We start from the raw sequence: 19,791 nt of genomic DNA, 5'->3' as shown, positions 1-19,791 counted from the left end.
ACTTTCTTCGTTATGGGTTGTGTTATTGTGCCACCGACATGGTGCGCGCCTCTTGGTAGATGGCTTCGACCGCGGCCACTTCCTCGTCGCTGCCCCACACGTCGACCGGCGTACACCAGTCGCTGTCATGTTCGGCGAGCACGAATTCGGCGGGCGAGTAGTAGTGGATCGACACGATCAGGTGATCGTCGACCGTGTCTTCCGGCAGTCGGAAACGTTCGTCGCAGGTCAGTGCGGTGTCGGTGTTGTAACCGGGGATCAGGAGGAATCGGTCGGCATTGTTGCCGCCGGAGGCGCGCACGATATCGACGAACAGTTGATTCAGCCGGTTGAGCAGTTCGTAGGCGGTGTCCTGATGGGCAACGTGCGGGAAGCAGATCTCATTGCCGCCTTCGAAAATCAGATGATGATCGTAATCACGGAATCGTTCCGCAATCTGATGCCATAGTGCGGAGAAGCGCGCGCAGACACCCGGATAGTCCTCGCTGGCGGTACGGATCCATCCGAACGGGCCGTTGCCGCCGTCGTGATGCACGTCGACGATCACGTTCAATCCGGCCTCGTAACTCCAGTCGACGGCTTCCTGCACGGCAGCCATCCATACCGGATCGACGTTGCCGGTGTACGGGTCCTGCCAATCCTTCCACGTGACGGGAATGCGGATGGTGTCGAAACCCGCTTCCTTGACGAAGAAGGCGCAGTCGCGGGTGAACGGCTTGTTGCACCACAGTCGCTGCTGGTCTTCGGGCGTCCACACTCCCCCGGTGGTGATTGTCTTGTTGCGTTCGTCGTTCAGCGGAACCGGGTCGAAGGTGTTGCCCAGATTCCAGCCAAGTCCGAGGCCGCGCACAAACTCAAGTGCCGTGGTCATTCGTATTCCTCTCTGGTACTGCTGACGCTCTCGTCGGGTGCAAGACCTTGGTGGGTCTTCCACCCGACGAGAGTCATATGGATTCGGTTATGTTGCCTACTTCAACGCCACCGTTTCGCCGGCAATATTGAAGTTGACGTCGAGCGTTTGGCCGTCTTGGAACGTGATCGTGAAGGTCACGTCGCCGTCGGTCACTGAACCGTCGTCGAAGAAGGCCGGCAGCACGGTCAGCGTACCGCTTGCACGGTCGGCGGAATCGTAGTGCACGCTGAACGATCCGCTGTTCTGCAGGTACTGCCACCAGCCAGAGTTCGGTCCGACGCGATTACCGTTTTCGGTCGCGGTGATGTTTTTCAGCTCGGCACCGTTGAAGGCCATCGGAATCGTCAGACCTTCACTCTTGGTGCCGGTCACGGTTCCGGTGGCGTTCACGGCCGGAGTACCGGAATGCACTACGTACTCGTGCCAGTCGGCACCTGCGGAGAACTTCAGCGTCAGGTCGGCGATGATGCCGTAACCACCCTTGGCCTCGTACATCTTGGCTAGATAGCCCTGCTTGAGCGTGATTGTGGCGCTGGCTTCATCGTAGGTGTAGTCGGAGCCTTCAGTCAGTCCCTCGATGCCCTTGAATTCGTTGCCGTTCAAGGTCAGCGGCAACTTGACGTCGCCGGTCGGATCCTCTTCGAGATACAAGGTGTCCAGTCCGGTTGCATAGGAAGAACGGCCGTTGATGCTCGCTTCGAGCATCTTGCCGGCAAGGGGCTTCTTCCACTGGTAGCTGGTGCGGTCGATGCCCGAACCGTTATCCCAGAACATATAGGAGAAGCCGTTCTCGTTGGCCATTGTGCCCATGTACTCGTAGTATTTGAGCTCCTCGCCCGCCTGTAGTGCGCCGTCGGAGGAAGAATCATAGGCCAGCAGACCGTATTCGCCGATTACCAGACCGATGCCGTTCTCGGTGAAGTACTGATTCATGCGGTCGGCGAAGGAATCGATGACGTTGCGCGGGGTGCGCTCGTCGCCGTAGATGGATTCGTCGAAACCGGTGCGACCGAGATTGGCGCTGTACACCCATTCGCTGTAGTAGTGCACGGTGGCGATGACGTTCGCATCGTTCTTGAGATCCTTGTGGATGAAGTCGACCGTCGCCTGCAGTTTGGCGGTGTCGTCATGTGCGGTGCCGAGTGTCGGAATTACGATCATGCGTTGTTCGTTGCCTGCGGTGGCGCGGATGATGTCGTATGCCGCCTTGCTGACGGCATTGAGCTTGGCCTGCGCGTCGCCATCCGCGAACTGCGGTTCGTTGATGGTCTCGAAGCATACGGACAGTGGTTCATCGGCGAAATAGGAGGCGACCTGTTTCCAATAGTCGTTGAACTCCTGGTATTCGGCGGCGGAGGTGTCGCCGTTCCAGTTCTTCAGCCAGATCCAGGAATCGTGATGGATGTTGATCATCACGTACAGGCCTTCATCCACGGCCCAATCCACGACTTCCTTGTATCGCTTCAGCCAATCCGCGTTGATGACGTAACGGTATTCGCCGTCCTTCGCATCCTTGTTTTCGCTGGAACGATGGTAGACGGTCATCGGAACTCGAATGCTCGTGTAGCCTTTCTCCTTGACGGAATGGATGAGCTCGCGGGTCACCTTCGGATTGCCCCAGGCCTCTTCACCCTTGTCTTCGGCACTCAGATCGGTGTTGACGCCATCGAAGGAATTGCCCAGATTCCAGCCGGCGCCCATGGCCTTGGCATATTCGGTGGAAGACAACGTGGCAACTTGCTCGTAGGTAATGGTCACGTCGGAGGCAAGCTGATATTCCTTACCGTTCACGGTAATCGCCGAGGTGACGCCTTGGACTGTGGCGGTGTGCTGCGCAGCGGATGCCTGCCGTTGCGGAACGGCGTACATGCAGCCCGCAATCATGGCGACGGTTCCCAGCACGGCAATCGTACGGCGTACGGCAAGACGGCCGTTCTCCCACTTGCAGGAGATGCCGACACCTGCAAGACCCACCGCAATCAGTGCGATCGCATACACCGCGGAGCCTGTGCTGCCAAGGATTCCGGCACTTTTCTTAACGTCCTTGTTGTCGGTTGTTTTGCGCTGCGTATCCGTCGATACGGTTGCGGCGGTGTTGTCTGTGATCTGCTCCTTGGTTTTGCCGGAAGTGGACCCCTCCTTGATGTGGATGGTCAGAGCCTTACCGTCCTGCTGCGCGACCGCGGATGCGCCGGATTGCAGTCCGCTCACCTGCCATGCGTAGCTGGCTGCGGCGCCATCCGCGAGAATCTCTTGCGGCACGGTGGTGACACCGGTTGCCTTGACGATGGTTTCACTGCCGTTGTTGGTGATGGTCAGCCGGTATTCGCCGGCGGCAACCCGTTCGGCGTTGATGGTCACCGCGGCATGCTGCTCGGCGGCCAAAGCGGGTGTCGTCATGCCAGCCATCATGAGAAGCACGGCGAACATTGCCGTGACCACGGTCAGCAGCGCACCCATGCGCCGCTGGCGGCCGTTCCTTCCCATGACTTGCGGCACAACTTCGTGCCTCGTATGCAACAACACTATTTTCCCTTTCTGATAGGCACCGGCCAGCCACCGCCCTACAAACACCGGAGCACAGGCCTCTTCGACAGCTGGTTGGTACACTTTCATCGACACTGTTGTGTCAACGTGGGTTGGATGGCGAGGAGTTCGTAGGCCACGCATCCAACACAATGCATCAAGAGCGTGCGGACACACCTTTTGTCCGCACGCTCTTGTCATTCATTTACGGCATGCACGGCGTATGCGATCACACGTGCAACGGATCGGTGCCCGGACGTGCCAACACCGGCAGGGTATGGTAGTCGTACTGCTCGGTGTACCACTTGCCCGGCTCGTATGCGGTGTCGGTGATGATGTTGGTCCACGCCTGGCCGGTGCCGTCGTCCGGCACGTAGAAGCGGGCCACGCCATCCTCGCGGAACACCGGGGCGACCAGCAGGTCGTCGCCCAGCATGTACTGGGTGTCGATATCCTCGCAGGTCGGGTCATCCGGGAATTCGAGCACCATGGCACGCATCATCGGAACGCCGGTCTCGTGCGTCTCCTGAGCCATCTTGAGCAGATACGGCTTGAGCTGCAGCTTGAGCTCGGTGAACTCGCGGGCCACGTCGACGGCCTCGTCACCATACAGCCACGGCACCTTGTAGGCGGTGGAGCCGTGGTAACGGGAGTGGGAGCTGAGCAGGCCGAACTGCGTCCAACGCTTGTACAGGTCCGGGCTCGCCTGGTCCTCGAAACCGGCGATATCGTGGCTCCAGTAGCCGAAGCCGGACATGCCGAAGCTCAGGCCGGCACGCAGGGATTCCGCCATGGACGGGTAGTTGGAGGAGCAGTCGCCGCCCCAGTGCACCGGGAACTGCTGGCCGCCCACGGTTGCGGAGCGGGCGAACAGAATGGCCTCATCGGCGCCCTTGGTCTCGACGAGCACGTCGTAGACGGCCTTGTTGTACAGGTAGGTGTAGTAGTTATGCATCAGCTCCGGATCGGAACCGTCATAATACTTGACGCCTTCGGTCGGGATGCGCTCACCGAAATCGGTCTTGAAGCAGTCGACGCCCATGGCCACGAGCTTCTTCAGGTAGCCCTGATACCACTTGGTGGCCTCCGGGTTGGTGAAGTCGACGATGGCCATGCCGGCCTGCCACTTGTCCCACTGCCACACGGAGCCGTCTTCGTTCTTGATGAAGTAGCCGTTCTTGGCGCCTTCCTCGAACAGCGGGGACTTCTGGCCGATGTAGGAGTTGATCCACACGCAGATCTTCAGGCCGCGATCATGCAGCTTCTTGAGCAGACCTTCCGGATCCGGGAACTTGGACTTGTCCCAGTCGAAGTTGCACCATTCGAGTTCCTTCATCCAACGGCAGTCGAAGTGGAACACGGACAGCGGGATGTTGCGCTCAGCCATGCCGTCGACGAACTCAAGCACGGTCTTCTCATCGTAGTCGGTGGTGAAGGAGGTGGACAGCCACAGGCCGTAGCTCCAGTCCGGAACCAGCGGGGCCTTGCCGGTCAGGTCGGTGTAGGTGTTGAGAATCGCCTTGAGATTCTCACCGCCGACCACGGAGTAGCTCATTTCCTCGCCCGGCACGGAGAACTGCACGCGGGAGACCTTTTCGGAGCCGACTTCGAAGCTGACCTTGCCCGGATTGTCGACGAACAGGCCGTACTTCCTGTTGGACAGGTAGAACGGGATGTTCTTGTAGGCCTGCTCGGTGCCGGTGCCGCCGTCCTCGTTCCAGATGTCGACGGTCTGGCCGTTCTTGATGAAGTTGGTGAAGCGTTCGCCAAGGCCGTAGATCTTCTCGCCCACACCGAGGTCGAGCTGTTCGGAGACGTGCAACTGGCCTTCCGGGTCGGTGACGAGGCCCTTGGCACGCCAGCCGGAATGCGCGATGACCTTGCCGTCGTACAGGTACTTGAAGTCGATGGTCTCGCCCTTGGCGATCTCGAGTGTCAGACGGCCGGAGGTGAAGGTCCACTTGTCGTCGGTTTCGTCGATTTCGACATCCGGATCGGTTTCGTTCAAGCCGAACTTCGGGCAGTTGCTGCGATCCTTCTTGAAGTTGATCAGCTTGGTGGTGATCACGTCTTCGCGAGGCGACGTCACCTCGATGGTCAGGATGCCGCCGTCGAGGGTCATGCCGGCGTTGTAGATCGGAGAACCGAACGGGCAGAACAGAGTGAGCTTCTTCGGCTCGATGTTGGCGGTATAGATGTTTGCCGCATACTTGACGCTGAAGCCATCCTTGACGAGCCAGCCGCCGTTGAGGAACTTCATACATTGCTCCTTTGCATTAGTGGGATTCCGCTTTGGAGGATCGGTCCGCGACCTATCCTCCAAAGACGTTCGTTATTTCATTTTACTTTATTTATAAGTTTATAGATAAGCGTTATGCGACACGTCCGGAGAGACGGATATCTTCCACGGATTCTCCCACGAACACGCTTGCCTCCGGTGCCAGGGCGTAGGCTCCGGATTCGTTGGACCAGTAACGCAACGCCTTGGCGGCAGGCATCGCCACGGTGACTTCGCGGAACTCCCCTGCGTCCAGCTCGACCTTGGCGAATCCCTTGAGTTCCTTGGCCGGGCGGTCCTCGCCGGTGCCTTCAAGACCGAGATACACCTGAGCGACCGCCTTACCGGCGCAATCCCCAATGTTCTCGACGGTGAAGGTGACGCGGATCTCGTCATCCACCTGACGCACGTCAAGATCGCGGAATGCGAAGTCGGTGTAGCTCAGGCCGTGTCCGAACGGGAAGAGCACCGGAACCTGCCTGGTGTCGAAGTAACGGTAGCCCACATAGATGTCTTCCGCATAGTCGACGTGGTCTTCGAGTCCGAAGGTGCCGATCCTGTGCGCAGGTTCGTCGGCCAGCGCGATCGGGAAGGTCTCCGGCAGATGGCCGCTCGGATTTACGCGACCGAACAGCACCTCGGCCAGCGCGGCGCCGGATTCGCAACCCGCATACCAGTTCCACACGATGGCCTTGGCCTTGTCGGCCCACGGCATCTCGATCGGGGAGCCGGCCACGAAAGCGAGAATCGTATTCGGAGCGGCTTCGAGCAACGCTTCGATCAACTCGTCCTGACCGTACGGCAGACGCATGTCGGTGCGGTCGCGCCCTTCGAGATCATGCTCGTGGTCAAGACCGCCGATGAACAGCACCGGATCACCGGCAGCCGCGTATTCGCGCGCCTTGGCCACGGCCTCTTCGCGCAGTTCGTGTGCGTGCAGCTCGTCCTTGGCGTCGGAACCCTTGGAGTTCTCGAGGCTTTCCTCCTGCCAGGATTCGTCCTGATTCACCTGCTTGGCGTCATAGCCGAGCACATACTCGATGTCGACGTTGCCGCCGAGTTCGCCGTTGAGCCCCAGCAGAGGCGAAATCTCATGCAGCGCCTTGATCACGGCCGAACCGCCGCCGTTGGAGTGAATGCGATCGGCGTTCGCGCCGATCACCAGCAGACGGGTCATACCGCGCTCGTCAAGCGGCAACAGGTTTTCGTCATTCTTCAACAGCACGATGGATTCGCGGGCGATCTCCAATGCCTTCGCGGCATGGTCGATGGTGGCGTAACGTCCCGGCTTGCGGGTCGCACGGGCGTCGCCCAGCATGTGCAACGCATCCATGACGGCGATCACGCGTTCGACTTTCACATCGACGTCGCTTTCCTTGACCTCGCCGTTCTCGACGGCTTTCTTCAGCGGATTCGCGAAATAGTAATCATCGAAGTTCGGCGTCACCGACATCTCAACGTCCATGCCGACCTCGGCACTGGCCTTGGTGTCACGCACCGCGCTCCAATCGGAGACGACGAAGCCGTCGAAACCGTATTCGTCACGCAGAATGTCGTCAAGCAGTTGCTTGTGTTCGCAGCATTTGGTGCCGTTGACGAGATTGTAGGCGCCCATGACGGAGAGCACGCCGCCATCATGCACCGCCGCCTCGAAAGCCGGCAGGTAGATCTCGCGCAATGCCCGCTCGCTTACGGTCTCGTCAACGTCAAGCCGGTCGGTCTCCTGGCTGTTGACCGCGTAATGCTTCGCGCAAGCGGCCACGTCGGATTCCTGCACACCCTGAATGTAGGCCACGCCCTGCGTGGCGGTCAGTACCGGATCCTCGCTCATGTACTCGAAATTGCGACCGCACAGCGGGCTACGCTTGATATTGATGGACGGTCCGAGAATCACGTCCTTGCCGCGGCCGCGCGCTTCCTCGCCAAGTACCTCACCGGTCGCGCGGGCCAGATCGGGATTCCATGTGGAGGCGACGGCGGAGCCGGACGGCAGGTAGGTCACATAGTCACGGGTGTTGTACAGCGGCGCCCAGTTGTCGTTATGCAACTCTGCCCGCACGCCCATCGGGCCGTCGTCCATCTTGAGTGATGGGATGCCCAGTCGTTCGGCGCAGCCATTCCTGAACAGGCCGGCGGCGTGCACGATGGCGATCTTTTCGTCCAACGTGAGTTTGGCGGTCAGGTCCCTGGCCTTGGTCTTGTTGGCTTCGGTGATTACGGTCATGTCTTCTTCTTTCTTCGCTCCCGTCAGCGGGAAGCTGGCTGAAAGCGGTCGCTACGTTGTTCTTCTCGTCAACCGACGGTTATCTTGAATCCGATTGGCAGGCCTTGCTGATCGGGTTCCCTTGGCAGCGGTGAGATCTCCAAAGCCTCATCGCCGCGTTTGAAGCGCACCGGTCCCGCCCCCAGCTGTTCCACCGATTCGACGATGCCGTTGAACGGCGGTTTGACGCCGTCGTGATACGCGGCGAACGTCGACATTGCAAGTGTTTCACAAGATGTTTCACAACTATCCGCAATGTCATTGGGATGCAGGCAGAATGCGTAGATCGCGCCGTGCTTCGTGGTGAATCGCCAATCCGCGGCGGTCCATTCGGTCGGCTTTTGATCGGCGAACATGCCGTCGGCCTGCTTCGTAGGCCCTTCCTGCGTGAGCCTCCATGGTCGGGTGCCGTAGATGCCCTCACCGTTCGCGCGCAACCAATCGCCGATGCCGAGCAACAGCTCACGATCATGGTCGGCGATCGAACCGTCCGCGCGAGGACCTACGTTCAGCAGCAGATTGCCGTTCTTCGATACCGCGTCGACCAACGCGACGATCAGCTCGGCAAGCGTCTTGTACTCCAGCGAGTTCGTGTAGCACCACGAATTACGGGCGATTGCGGTATCCGTCTGCCAGACGAACGGCGTGGCATCGGCAAAACCTCCGCGTTCCACGTCGACGATGCCCGCGCCCCAGGCGAGACCGTCGTACTTATAGCAGATCGAGACGTTCCGCCCCCACTCGACGCCACGATTGTAGTAGAAGGCGGCAAGCTTCCTCATGTAGGGTCTGAACGATTCGTGTTGCACCCACCAATCGAAATACAGCAGTTCCGGCCGGTAATCGTCGATGATCTCGCAGACGCGCAGCAGCCAGTCCTCCAGATATTCGGCGGTCGGCGTGGGAGTGCTGTGAATGTCGAATTCGTTCGGTTCGGGCATGGCCGGCCAATAGAAATCGCCCTTCTGCAACGGCTCCTTGATATCGGAGTCGAAGTCCTTGCCATGGCCCATGAACCACCAGTGCTCGGCGCGATGGTTCGACGTGGCAAAATGCAGGCCGTGGGCATGCGTGGCGTCACGCAACTCCCCCAGCACGTCGCGATGCGGACCGGTTTCGAAGGTGTTCCAGTGCGACAATTCGCTACGGTACATCTGATAGCCGTCATGATGCTCGGAAACCGAGAAGTAGTAGCGTGCACCTGCGGCGGCGAACAGGTCGAGCCACTCGTTCGCATCGAACCGTTCGGCGGTGAACATCGGAATGAAATCCCGATAGCCGAACTTGTTCTGTGGACCATAGGTGTTCACGTGGTGTTCGAATTCCGGGTAGCCCTCGATGTACATGTTGCGCGAATACCATTCGTTGCGGTATTCGGGAACGCTGTAGAGACCCCAGTGCGTGAAGATGCCGAATTTGGCATCGGTGAACCATGCCGGGGCCGGAGCCTGGCTCAACGACTCCCAGGTGTCGGCGTAGGGCCCGGAGGCGATGACCGCCTCGACGGTGCTCAGATCAATCATCGAACGTGGTCCTGTTCCAATCGAAGCCCACGGCCTGACACCATGCACGGGCGATGATCATCGCACCACGCTCGTACGGATGCACACGATCCTGGCTGGCCAAGCATCCGTGCAACTGGGTGAGCCAATGGTCCACGGCCGCCTGCGTATCGACGAAAATCGCGCCATGACGTTCGGCCACACGCTTGGACGCGGCCGCGAACTCCTCAACCTTGGCGCGCATGGCATCCTGTGGGTTCGGCTCGAACATGAACGGACGCATGACGATGATCCCCTTAAGATTCGGTGCATCCTGTTTCACGCGTTCAATAAGCTCATCATAGATACGCTCGTAAGTTTCCACGGTGTTGAGGCGAGCCTGCCACAGCGGACCGTCGAAATAACGCCAGGCGTCATTCACGCCGATCATGATGGACACATAGTCCGGATTCATGTCGATGACGTCACTCTGCCAGCGTTCGGACATGTCGACGATATCGTTGCCGTTGATGCCTTCGTTGATGGTGCACAATGCCTTATCCGGATATACGGCCGTAAGAAGATTATGCAATGTGTTGACATACCCATGCCCATATCCCCAGCCTCCGGGGATAGCAGTACGGTCGCGGTCGGCGTCCGTGATGGAATCGCCTACGAAAACAATGCGTGAGTGCTTTTCGAAAATCAACTTTGATTCCTTTGGTGTCATACGGCGTTGTAACAGCGCTCGGTTCATATGAACGGTCGGATTGATGGGTTGGTATGTAAAGAAAGGCGGGGCGCCAGATACCGGTTCAGCACATCTGGCGCCCCGCCTCTTTCAGTTATTTGGATTACGTGGTGGGGACTAACGCCTCATCACTCGGAGGAGGAATCGGAGCTGGAGGACTTCTCCTTGTTCTGATACTCCTTCAGGATGTTCTTACGGGCCTTGTCCTGATCCTTGGCGTTCTTCATGTCGACCTTCAGCACGGAATCGATGTCCAGACCGTTGACGGTCTTGATCATCTCGTTGAAGATCTTCTCGCATTCGGACTCGGAGCTGGCGAAGGACGTCTTCCAAGAGGAGTTGACGATCTCGGTCTTGATGGAGCCACGCAACGTGGAGATCTGGGAGTTCTCCTCCGGCTGGACATAGCTGGAGCCAGCACCGACGAGCAGCATATCGTTGTTCTCCAGGTACTCCATGGTGGTGGAGGCACCCATATGCTCCTGCCAATCCTTGTTCAGCGGGTTCTGGTTGGCCTTCTCGATCTCGCTTGGCCACATGACCGGGTTGTAGGTGTAACCGGTATCCGGATCAATGTCGTTCACGGTCACGGTGGTGAAGTTCAGAGCGGAAATACCGTCGGAGTAGGAGCCGCCGCCCCACTCTTCCGGCACGTTCTTGGATTCGCCGGAAAGCACCGCGGAACCGAATTCGGTCAGAACCGGCTTGCCGTCCTTGATCTCCCAGTTCAGACCCTTCGGACCAGCGGAGCCACCGGTCTGGTTGGAGGAAGCATAGACGCCTTCCGGAGAGTACAGCCAGTTGATGAACTTGACCAGGCGCTGCTTGTTCTTGGCCTTGGAGCCCAGAGCAATCATAGTCTTATCGCCACGAGGAGCGGCGCCGTATGAGAAGATCTTCATGTCCTTGAGCGGAGCCAGCATGAAGCCCTTGCCCTCAGCCTTGTTGGCGTTGGTGTTGTAGGCTGCCTGTCCAAGCCACGGCCAGAAGGAGAAGAGCACCTTGCCGTTCTTGTACTTGGAGTTCATGGTGTCGTAGTTCTGGGTGGTGGATTCAGGATCGACGATGCCGGCACGGTTGGCGGCATTGAAGAACTTGATCACGCGCTCGTAGATGCCACCTTCCTTGGTGATGGACTCGAAGTCGGAGCCGTCACCCTTGGCCAGCACGAAGCCGACTTCGTCAAAGCCGTAGAAGCAGGTCGGCTGCTTGGCGTTGTTCATCATGTTGCCGTCCCAGTCCTTGAACAGAGACATGGCGTAGATGTCATCGGAGCCGGACTCTTCGCGAGCCTTGTCCTGCATCTGCTTGAGTACCGGGATGAGGTCCTCGAGAGTGTCGATCTCCGGATAACCGATTTCCTTGTACAGATCCCAACGCAGGTACGGGCCGAAGGTCGGTTCGAGGCCTTCGGACGGCTGGTCGGGAGTCAGGGTGTCGACCACGGATGCCGGAACGCCCCACACACCGGACTTCTGACCGATCTGTTCGTTGACGTAATCGGTGGCATCCTTGTACTTGTTGATGTACTTCATGCCCTTGAGGTACGGGGTCATGTCCTCGATCAGGCCGGACTTAACCAGCTTGGCGCCCTTACCGGTGTCATAGCCGTAGATCACGATGTCGCCCAGATTGCCCGCAGCTGCGCGGGTATCGAACAGGGTGCTGCCGCCGCCTGCGACGTTCGGAGCCACGATATTGAGCTTGATGTTGAACTTGTCCTTGATGATCTTGGCGAACCAGCCCTTCTGCTCGCCCTGGTAGTTCGCCAGACCGTCAAAGACCTCAACGGTCATCAGGGAGTTATCATCCTTTTCGGCGGCCGTGGTGCTGCCGGACCCTCCGCAGGCGGAGAGCGACATCATTGCTGCAAGCGTCACTGCCGCAGCAATGGTTACCTTCTTTTTGAGGGACATTGCGTCCTTCCTTTCTCTATTTCCTTTTATTTTGCAGGGATGGGAATTGAGATTGCGGGGCCGGTCCGACCGGCAGATCTCGCCGGCCCACAATGGCTATAGGGAGTACCGAACCGTTACGAATCAGCCCTTGACAGCACCGAGCATCATGCCCTTGACGAAGAAGCGCTGGAAGAACGGATAGACGAACAGAATCGGGAGCACCACGATTACGGAAACCGTCATACGGATCGAGGTAGGCGTCTGCTGCGTTGCGAGAGCCGCTACGTTCATGGCACTACCTGCACTCGCTCGAACCGAAGCGGCCAGTGCATTTGCCTGGTTGATGTAGGTGTAAAGCACGTACTGCAGGGAGTAGAGCTTGGAATCCGTCATGTAGATCAGGGTGTCTTGGAAGGAGTTCCACTGGCCGACGGCGGAGAAGATGCCGACGGTCGCCAGAATCGGGGCCATCATCGGCAACACGATCTTCCAGAAGATCGTCAGCGTGCCGGCACCGTCCATTTCCGCCGCTTCCTGCAGGGAGGCGGGGATGGACTCGACGAAGGTCTTCACCAGGATGATGTTGAACGGCTGCACGATGGCCGGCAGGATGTAGACCCAGAAGTTGTTGGTCAGATGCAGGTTCTTCATGGTGATGAACATCGGGATCAGGCCTGCGTTGAAGTACATGGTGATCACGATGAAGCGGTACCAGAACTTGCGGTGCCACATCTTCTCTTGGGTGAACATGAAGCCGAGGAACGCGCTGGCGATCACGGTGAGCACGGTGCCGATGACGGTACGAGCCACGGAGATGAAGGCCGAGGTGGTCAGGCCGCTCAGTGCGAAGACCTGCTTGTAGTTCTCCCAATGGATGCCCTGCGGCCACCAGTTGACCTGGCCTGCCGCGGAGGCGTTGTTGCTGGAAATCGAGTTGATGATCAGGTAGTAGAACGGGTAGACGCAGATGAATGCGAACACGAGGAAGAACAGGATGTTGAAGACATTGTAGACTTCCTCACCCTTGGTGCGCCTCATAGCCGGTGCGATACCCTGCTTGATTTTCTTTGCCATGATTGCTTCCTTACTCTTTCCTCATCAGACGATCGATACGCCACGGGTACGCTTGGACAGCCAGTTCACAACAATCAGCAGGCCTACGCTGACCAGCGACTTCAGCATGGAGATTGCGGTTGCATACGACAGGGAGTTGTTGCCCATACCGACGTTGTACACGTACAGGTCAAGGACCTGGATGTGCTTGGTGTTGAAGGCGTTCTGGAACACGAAGTACTGATCCATGCCGTTGTTCAGGAAGTTGGAGATCGACAGCATCAACAGCACGAAGTAGGTCGGCAGCAACTGCGGGATCGTGACGTGGACGATCTGCTGGAAGCGGTTCGCACCATCCACCTGGGCGGCTTCGTACAGTTCCGGGTCAATGCCTGCGATGCCGGCGAGGTACATGATGGAGCCCCAACCAAGGCCCTTCCACAGGCCCCACAGCAACATCTTCAGCCAAGTGTGCGAATCGGAATCAAGGAACTTAATCGGCTCGCTGATGATGTGCAAGTTCTGCAGCATCTCGTTGAGCATGCCGGTGGTGGAGAACATGGCGAAGGCCACTGCGTAGACCAGAACCCAGGAGATGAAGTTCGGCAGCGTGGTCAGCGTCTGGATAAGGTTCCTGAACCACTTGGCGCGAATCTCGTTCAATGCGATGGCGAAGAACAACGGGAAGAACGAGGTGAGGATGTTCAGGCCGGACATGGCGAAGGTGTTGATGAGCACCTGGCCGATGGTCTGAAGCTGCGCCGGGTTCTGCACCATCATCTTGAACCATTGCAGACCGACGAATTCGCTCTGGGACAGCGGAATCGGCGGCTGATAATCATAGAATGCGTAAACCCAGCCGAACAGCGGGAGGTAGCTGAACAGCACGGACAGAATCAAAAATGGCGAAATCAACAGGAACAACTTAAATCCATGGCGCTTCCTGTCGCTTTGCTGTTGGCTCAGCTTCTCGGCCTTGCGCACGGCTCGCCGTGTTTTTTTATCGGAAAGCGTCATAGCACCTGAACCACTGCCATCAGCAGATGTCACCACACTCTCCATTCCCTCTTGTGACTGCATCATTCCTCCTTTGGTTCGGCGATGCATCCGATGGCCCCTTCAGGAACGCAACACTTCCTTGATGCCGTCCCATCTGGTAACCTTCTTATTTATTGCTTAATAAATAAGCTGTTAGGAGCTATAGTATATTCGTCTTACTAACTTGTCAATTCAGCGCGCTAAACGGCGAGTATGCTTGGAATATCAACGAAAACGGAGGTCCAATGCACTACAATCCCAATAGCCCCGTATGGCAGTTCGTCTCGCTCTGCCTGCGGTATTTCATCCTCAACCTGTTCTTCCTGATCTCCATCATCCCGATCGTAACCATCGGACCGGCCCGAGCCGCAATGTACAGCACCGTGTTTGCCTTCAGCGACAATGACGACATCAACCTCGGCCGCGAATACATCCGACGCTTCAAACGCGAATTCAAGCGCGGCATCGGCTCTTCCATCATCTTCGTGGTGCTGATTGCCGCCATCGTGTTCGCCATCGTGTTCTGGAACGCGCTCGACACCAACGCCGCCTACATAACGCTTCCGATCCTCATCATCTTCGGCGTGCTCACGTTCCTGACCTTCGAATACTACTATCCGCTTCAGGCTCGCTATGAGAACACCTTCCGGCAGACGCTGCGCAACTCCTTCATGATGCCTTGGGCCTGTTTCGGATACACGCTCGGCATCCTCGCCATCGACGTGGCCGCGGGTGCGATCTTCGCATTCACGCCGTATCTGCGATTCCTATTCATCCTGCTCGGCTTCGCATGGCTGGCCTATGCTAAGTCACTGCTCTATCTGCGGGCGTTCCAGCGTGTCAGCGGCGACCCGAACACGCCGCGAGAAAAGCCTGATTACTCGTTGCCCAGCGCCTCCATCCAATAACCCGTATCTGCGCATCCCCTCGAACGCACGGAACGCGACCGCCTGCCCTCTTCACGATTGTGTAAGGCCCTCATTAGCGAGAACCGCACCGCTGCTCAACAACCAGGACCTCAAACACGCATGTTAGAGGTCCTGATTTGCGAGGAACCCTGCGGTACTCGCAGATCAGGGCCCCAAACACCCGGATTAAAGTCCGCAAGCTGCGAGTACACCCCGTCTACTCAACACAAAACGCCACTGAGCACAACCCAGTGGCGTTTCGATCCTCGCCCCATCCGGTTCGGAAACGACGGTTCCGAACCGGGCAGTCCTACGACAGCATCACCCTGCCTTCCGAAGCGGCCACGACCTCCCCGAATCCCAGACGTGCGGTGAACGCTCGGCCGTCCGAGCTGGAAACCTCCACGCCATTGGCCGTCTTTCGAGCCGAGAACGCCACGGAGGAACCGTCCGCCTCGGTCACCACGGCCTCGGCAGCATCGGTGCCATCGAGGAACACGGAGACCAGCGCATCCTTGCCATATTCGTAATCCGGAGTCTCGGCCCCCGGCTTGGTAACCAGCACGCTGCCCTCGCGTACCCACAACGGAATGGTGTCGAAGCCATGCCGCTCATTGCGCCACACACCATGCTCGGAAGCCACCTTCTCGCCGGTGAACCAGTTGGTCCACACGCCAGCAGGCAGGTAATACTCCACATCACCGGAGTAGGTGAACACCGGAGCCACCAACAGGTTCGGGCCGAACATGTATTGGCGGTCGAGCGTACGACAGGTCGGATCATCCGGAAACTCCACGAACATGGAGCGCATGACCGGAGTGCCGTTCAGATGCGGCTGCAGGCCGGTCTGGAACAGATACGGCATGAGCGAAAGCTTGAGCTTGGTGAACGTGCGGGCCACATCGACGGCGGTCTGTCCGGGCGCATTCACCACACCGTTCTTCTCATCCTCCTCGTCGAACAACCACGGCACACGATACACGGTTGATCCGTGCATGCGTGAGTGCGATCCCAGCAGGCCGAACGCCACCCAGCGCTTGTAGACCGCAGGATCCGGACGGGCTCCTTCGAAACCGCCGATGTCATGGCTCCAGAAGCCAAATCCGGAACCGGTGATCGACAGACCCGCACGCAAGGTCTGCGCCATGCCATTGAACGTCGATTCGCAGTCGCCGCCCCAATGCACCGGCTGCTGCTGGCCGCCGACGGTCGCGGAGCGGGCGAACAGGCACGCCTTACCCTTGCCGTACGTCTCCTCAATGGCTTCGAATACCGCCTGGTTGTACAGCTGGGTGTACCAGTTGTGCATGGACAACTTCGGAGAGCCGTCGTACCAGACCACATCGCGCGGGATTCGCTCGCCGAAATCGGTCTTGATGGCGTCCACACCTTGATGCAGCAACGCCTTGACCTTGCCTTTGAACCAATCACGGGCCTCGGGATTGGTGAAGTCCACCAGACCCATGCCGGCCTGCCAGAAGTCGGTCTGCCACACCTCGCCGTTGGCTTTCTTGACCAGATAGCCCTTATCCTTACCTTCCTTGAACATGGAGCCGCGCTGACCGATATACGGATTGATCCACGCGCAGATATGCAGGCCCTTATCCTCATGCAACCGCTTGAGCGTGGATTCGATGTCACCGAAGAAACGCTTGTCCCATTCGAAGTCGGTCCAATGGAATTCGCGCATCCAGTAGCAGTCATAGTGGAAGGCGCTCAGCGGAATGTCTCGCTCGGCCATGCCATCGATGAAGGAGTTGATGGTCTTCTCGTCATACTTGGTGGTGAACGAGGTGGTCAACCACAGGCCATAGCTCCATGCGGGAACATTGGCGGGGCGTCCGACCAGTGCGGTGTAACGGTCGAGAATCTGCTTCGGCGTCGGACCGTAGATCACACAGAAGTCGATGGTCTCCCCCGGTACCGAGAACTGTACGGCCTCGGTATTTTCGGAGCCGACTTCGAACGACACATGCCCGCGATTATTCACCAGCACACCGTATCCGTTGGAGGTCATGTAGAACGGAATGTCCTTGTACCCCTGTTCGGAGGCGGTGCCGCCGTCTTCATTCCAAATGTCGATGGTCTGGCCGTTCTTCACATATGCGCCGAACCGTTCGCCAAAGCCATAGACGTTCTCTCCCACTCCAAGACGGAGCTGAATCGCCGTGAATACGTCGGATTCATCGTATGCGGAGCCGTCCATGGTCACACCGAATTCACCGACCGGCTGGGCGGTCACGTTGGACAGGCCGTTCAGTGCGAAACGTCCCAAGGACTTGCCCGACGACTGGGTGAGCTCCTTGCCGTCCCTGCCGAGGAAGGTCAGATTCCAGGGGGAGCCTTTGACCACTTTTGCCGTCAATCCACCCGACGTGAGCGAAATGCTCGCGCCTTCCTGGCCCACTTCGCCGTCACCGTCGCCTTCGGCCGCCGTTCGTACATAATCCCGATCGCCTGCATCGTCAGCGTTCAAAGGGAATCCCGGATATTCGGTCGCTCCCTGCCAGTGACCGGCGACCACACGAATCACGCCTTCCGCCGGGGCAGTGACATCGATGTTGAATGTGGGAAGATTCAACGTATCGTAACGTCCGTGGACTACGGAAGTCGGAGCCAACACATTCAGACTTTCCTTGTCTTCGCCGACGTTCAGCTCATATGCCTCTCGCGCGTACAGTGCGTTGACGCCGTCTCGAATCATCCAGTATCCATTGGTGAACTTCATTGTCGCTACTCCTGATATAGGTTCCCGGCTCCGAACAAGGAAATGAGGAAGGATTCGGAGCCGGGATTGATTTGCTGAAATTACGATTTTCCGCTACTTGACGGCCCCTGCGGTGATGCCGCGGGACAGCGTGCGCTGGAAGATCAGGTAGAAGATGAGCGTCGGCACGATGCTGATGAGCGATGCGGCGGCGGTCGTCGTCACGTCCATCAGACGGTCGCCGGTCAGCGAGCTGACGGCAATCGGGATGGTCTGCGTCGAATTGTCGATCAGGAACGCCATCGGAATCATGTACTCGTTCCATGTCCAGATGAAGAAGAAGACAAGCATGACGCTGAGCGTCGGCTTGGAAATCGGGAACACGATCTTGCGGAAGATGGTCCAGCGGCTGGCACCGTCGATGGTCGCCGCCTCAAGAATCGACTTGGGGAACGTACCGTAGACCGATGACAGCAGGTATGTGCCGAACGCGCTCTGGATGACGGTGAAGATGATCACAATCGCCCATGGCGAGTTGTACAGGCCGATTTTCTTGAACATGATGTACAGCGGGTACAGCATGGCTTCCTGCGGCAGCATGTTGGCAAGCATGATGAGCAGCACGATCCAGCGGCGGCCCTTGACTCGGCCGATACCGAGGGCGAAGGCGTTGAACATCGACAGCACCACGGCAAGCACGGCGACCAGACCGGAGGTCCAGATGCTGTTCCACAGCTTCTCGGGATAGTTGACGCGATTCCAGAACTTCATCAGGCCATCGGCGCTGAATTCCTGCGGCCAGGACAGCGGACCGGACGAGTTGTAATCCGCGGTGGTCTTGAACGCATTGAGCAACAGCACGATGAACGGGAAGAGCATCACCAGGCCGCCTATGATGAGCAGGGCGAGAACCACCCAATCTCCAGCGGTGCGATTCTTCCTGACATGCACGGGAATGTTGGTTGCGGAAGTCATGATCTCACTCCTCGTCTTCCTTCGCGACCTTCTCCTGAAGGTTCGTGAACATTACGGCCACGATGATGATGACGACGGTCAGTGCGGTCGCGATCGCGGCACCGTAGCCGACTTGCTGGGATTGGAAGAACTGCACGTAGGAGTAGTACGACGGCACGATGGTGCTGGTTCCCGGGCCGCCTTTGGTCAGCATGTAGACGGGTCCGAACACTTTGAGTGCGGCAATGGTGCAGGTCAGCGCCACCACGAAGATCTCCGGCTTGATGGCCGGCAGGGTGATGGCCAGAAAGCGTTGCCACCAGTTGGCGCCGTCGAGGCTCGCCGCCTCGTAGAGTTCCGGATCGACGCGTTGCAGGCCGGACATGAAGATGACCAGCGGGTAGCCGATCTGAATCCAGATCATGATGAGCATCAGAAAGATCAGCGCCGTATCCGGTTTGCCGAGCCAATCATGCTGCAGTCCGCCCAGACCGATGGCTTTGAGCAATGCATTCAACGCGCCATTCTCCGGCCGGAATATCCAACCCATCACCAGGGACGCGACCGCAATCGGCAGCAGCTGCGGGAAGTAGTAGACGGCGCGCATGGTGGAAGCGGTTTTCGGACCGAATTTCTTCTGCACCACGTCGAACACCAGCGACGAAAGGATCAGACCGATCAGAATCGGAATCACCACCATGGCGATGATCATCCAGATCGAGTTACGGAACGACACCCAGAACGTGGTGTCCTTCACCAGTCTCGCCCAGTTGGTCAATCCTGTGAATTTCGGCGGTCTGATGCCTCGATAGTTGGTGAAGCTGAGATAGATGTTCCAGATGGCCGGCACGATGATGATCCACAGCAGCATCAGGAAGCCGGGAAGCAGGTAGAGCCAGAATCGGCTTGACGGATTGCCCGGAATACGGGACATCTCCTTTTCGCGCGCGGTCGGTTGCTGGCCGTGCGGTCGGTTGTGTTTTGCATGAGCGTTCATAACGTAGATCACTTCCCATGATTC

13 protein-coding genes are annotated in these 19,791 nt (G+C 58.3%); 1 reads left to right on the top strand and 12 read right to left on the bottom strand.

Annotation, left to right across the window (positions count from 1 at the left end; all coding sequences use genetic code 11):
* Positions 1-22 precede the first annotated feature (22 nt).
* From HMPREF1494_RS04835 to HMPREF1494_RS04795, 9 genes are all read right to left on the bottom strand, one after another.
* The gene (locus tag HMPREF1494_RS04835) at positions 23-871 is read right to left on the bottom strand and encodes a glycoside hydrolase family 5 protein (protein ID WP_231495329.1); all 849 of its coding nucleotides are present in this window, start codon (positions 869-871) and stop codon (positions 23-25) included.
* Positions 872-967: 96 nt separating this feature from the next.
* Positions 968-3,412 carry a cellulase family glycosylhydrolase gene (locus HMPREF1494_RS04830; protein WP_231495328.1) on the bottom strand — a complete coding sequence of 815 codons (2,445 nt, stop codon included), beginning with the start codon at positions 3,410-3,412 and terminating at the stop codon, positions 968-970.
* Positions 3,413-3,668: 256 nt separating this feature from the next.
* Positions 3,669-5,699: an alpha-xylosidase gene (gene yicI, locus HMPREF1494_RS04825; RefSeq protein ID WP_034520300.1), complete on the bottom strand. Its 2,031-nt coding sequence runs from the start codon at positions 5,697-5,699 to the stop codon at positions 3,669-3,671.
* A gap of 112 nt (positions 5,700-5,811) precedes the next feature.
* Positions 5,812-7,941 carry a beta-glucosidase family protein gene (locus HMPREF1494_RS04820; protein WP_034520295.1) on the bottom strand — a complete coding sequence of 710 codons (2,130 nt, stop codon included), beginning with the start codon at positions 7,939-7,941 and terminating at the stop codon, positions 5,812-5,814.
* Between the two features lie 68 nt (positions 7,942-8,009).
* Positions 8,010-9,503 carry an alpha-L-fucosidase gene (locus tag HMPREF1494_RS04815; protein WP_034520292.1) on the bottom strand — a complete coding sequence of 498 codons (1,494 nt, stop codon included), beginning with the start codon at positions 9,501-9,503 and terminating at the stop codon, positions 8,010-8,012.
* On the bottom strand, positions 9,496-10,170 hold the full coding sequence (locus tag HMPREF1494_RS04810; RefSeq protein ID WP_003843733.1) for an SGNH/GDSL hydrolase family protein: 675 nt from the start codon (positions 10,168-10,170) through the stop codon (positions 9,496-9,498). The genes HMPREF1494_RS04815 and HMPREF1494_RS04810 overlap by 8 nt, the downstream gene beginning before the upstream one ends.
* A gap of 170 nt (positions 10,171-10,340) precedes the next feature.
* Positions 10,341-12,128, bottom strand: a complete 1,788-nt coding sequence (locus tag HMPREF1494_RS04805; RefSeq protein ID WP_034520288.1) for an extracellular solute-binding protein — start codon at positions 12,126-12,128, stop codon at positions 10,341-10,343.
* A 123-nt stretch (positions 12,129-12,251) separates the two neighbouring features.
* A complete protein-coding gene (locus HMPREF1494_RS04800) occupies positions 12,252-13,184 on the bottom strand; it encodes a carbohydrate ABC transporter permease (protein ID WP_003838278.1) in 933 nt (310 codons plus the stop codon).
* A 24-nt stretch (positions 13,185-13,208) separates the two neighbouring features.
* A complete protein-coding gene (locus HMPREF1494_RS04795; RefSeq protein WP_003838277.1) occupies positions 13,209-14,246 on the bottom strand; it encodes an ABC transporter permease in 1,038 nt (345 codons plus the stop codon).
* A gap of 200 nt (positions 14,247-14,446) precedes the next feature.
* On the opposite strand from HMPREF1494_RS04795, the gene HMPREF1494_RS04790 reads away from it, so the two are divergent.
* The gene (locus HMPREF1494_RS04790) at positions 14,447-15,109 is read left to right on the top strand and encodes a YesL family protein (RefSeq protein ID WP_034520285.1); all 663 of its coding nucleotides are present in this window, start codon (positions 14,447-14,449) and stop codon (positions 15,107-15,109) included.
* A 310-nt stretch (positions 15,110-15,419) separates the two neighbouring features.
* Here HMPREF1494_RS04790 and yicI (HMPREF1494_RS04785) read toward each other — a convergent pair whose 3' ends face one another.
* The 3 genes from yicI (HMPREF1494_RS04785) to HMPREF1494_RS04775 form a co-directional block, all read right to left on the bottom strand.
* Positions 15,420-17,837 (bottom strand): alpha-xylosidase, encoded by a 2,418-nt coding sequence (gene yicI / locus HMPREF1494_RS04785; protein WP_034520283.1) that lies wholly within the window; start codon positions 17,835-17,837, stop codon positions 15,420-15,422.
* Positions 17,838-17,930: 93 nt separating this feature from the next.
* Complete coding sequence (locus tag HMPREF1494_RS04780; RefSeq protein ID WP_003838273.1) at positions 17,931-18,791, bottom strand: carbohydrate ABC transporter permease; 861 nt, start codon at positions 18,789-18,791, stop codon at positions 17,931-17,933.
* A 4-nt stretch (positions 18,792-18,795) separates the two neighbouring features.
* Positions 18,796-19,767 (bottom strand): carbohydrate ABC transporter permease, encoded by a 972-nt coding sequence (locus tag HMPREF1494_RS04775; RefSeq protein WP_034520281.1) that lies wholly within the window; start codon positions 19,765-19,767, stop codon positions 18,796-18,798.
* Positions 19,768-19,791: the final 24 nt, after the last annotated feature.

The sequence above is a fragment of the Bifidobacterium sp. MSTE12 genome (genome assembly GCF_000513015.1).
GTDB lineage: Bacteria > Actinomycetota > Actinomycetes > Actinomycetales > Bifidobacteriaceae > Bifidobacterium > Bifidobacterium dentium.
The sequence above is the reverse complement of the archived record's forward strand: the minus strand, read 5'-3'. Positions and strand labels throughout refer to the sequence as shown.

Coding starts and splice junctions, on each gene's coding strand:
- HMPREF1494_RS04835 (WP_231495329.1), bottom strand. CDS start 871: ATGACCACGGCACTTGAGTTTGTGCGCGGCCTCGGACTTGGCTGGAAT.
- yicI (WP_034520300.1), bottom strand. CDS start 5,699: ATGAAGTTCCTCAACGGCGGCTGGCTCGTCAAGGATGGCTTCAGCGTC.
- HMPREF1494_RS04820 (WP_034520295.1), bottom strand. CDS start 7,941: ATGACCGTAATCACCGAAGCCAACAAGACCAAGGCCAGGGACCTGACC.
- HMPREF1494_RS04815 (WP_034520292.1), bottom strand. CDS start 9,503: ATGATTGATCTGAGCACCGTCGAGGCGGTCATCGCCTCCGGGCCCTAC.
- HMPREF1494_RS04805 (WP_034520288.1), bottom strand. CDS start 12,128: ATGTCCCTCAAAAAGAAGGTAACCATTGCTGCGGCAGTGACGCTTGCA.
- HMPREF1494_RS04800 (WP_003838278.1), bottom strand. CDS start 13,184: ATGGCAAAGAAAATCAAGCAGGGTATCGCACCGGCTATGAGGCGCACC.
- HMPREF1494_RS04795 (WP_003838277.1), bottom strand. CDS start 14,246: ATGATGCAGTCACAAGAGGGAATGGAGAGTGTGGTGACATCTGCTGAT.
- HMPREF1494_RS04790 (WP_034520285.1), top strand. CDS start 14,447: ATGCACTACAATCCCAATAGCCCCGTATGGCAGTTCGTCTCGCTCTGC.
- yicI (WP_034520283.1), bottom strand. CDS start 17,837: ATGAAGTTCACCAATGGATACTGGATGATTCGAGACGGCGTCAACGCA.
- HMPREF1494_RS04780 (WP_003838273.1), bottom strand. CDS start 18,791: ATGACTTCCGCAACCAACATTCCCGTGCATGTCAGGAAGAATCGCACC.
- HMPREF1494_RS04775 (WP_034520281.1), bottom strand. CDS start 19,767: ATGAACGCTCATGCAAAACACAACCGACCGCACGGCCAGCAACCGACC.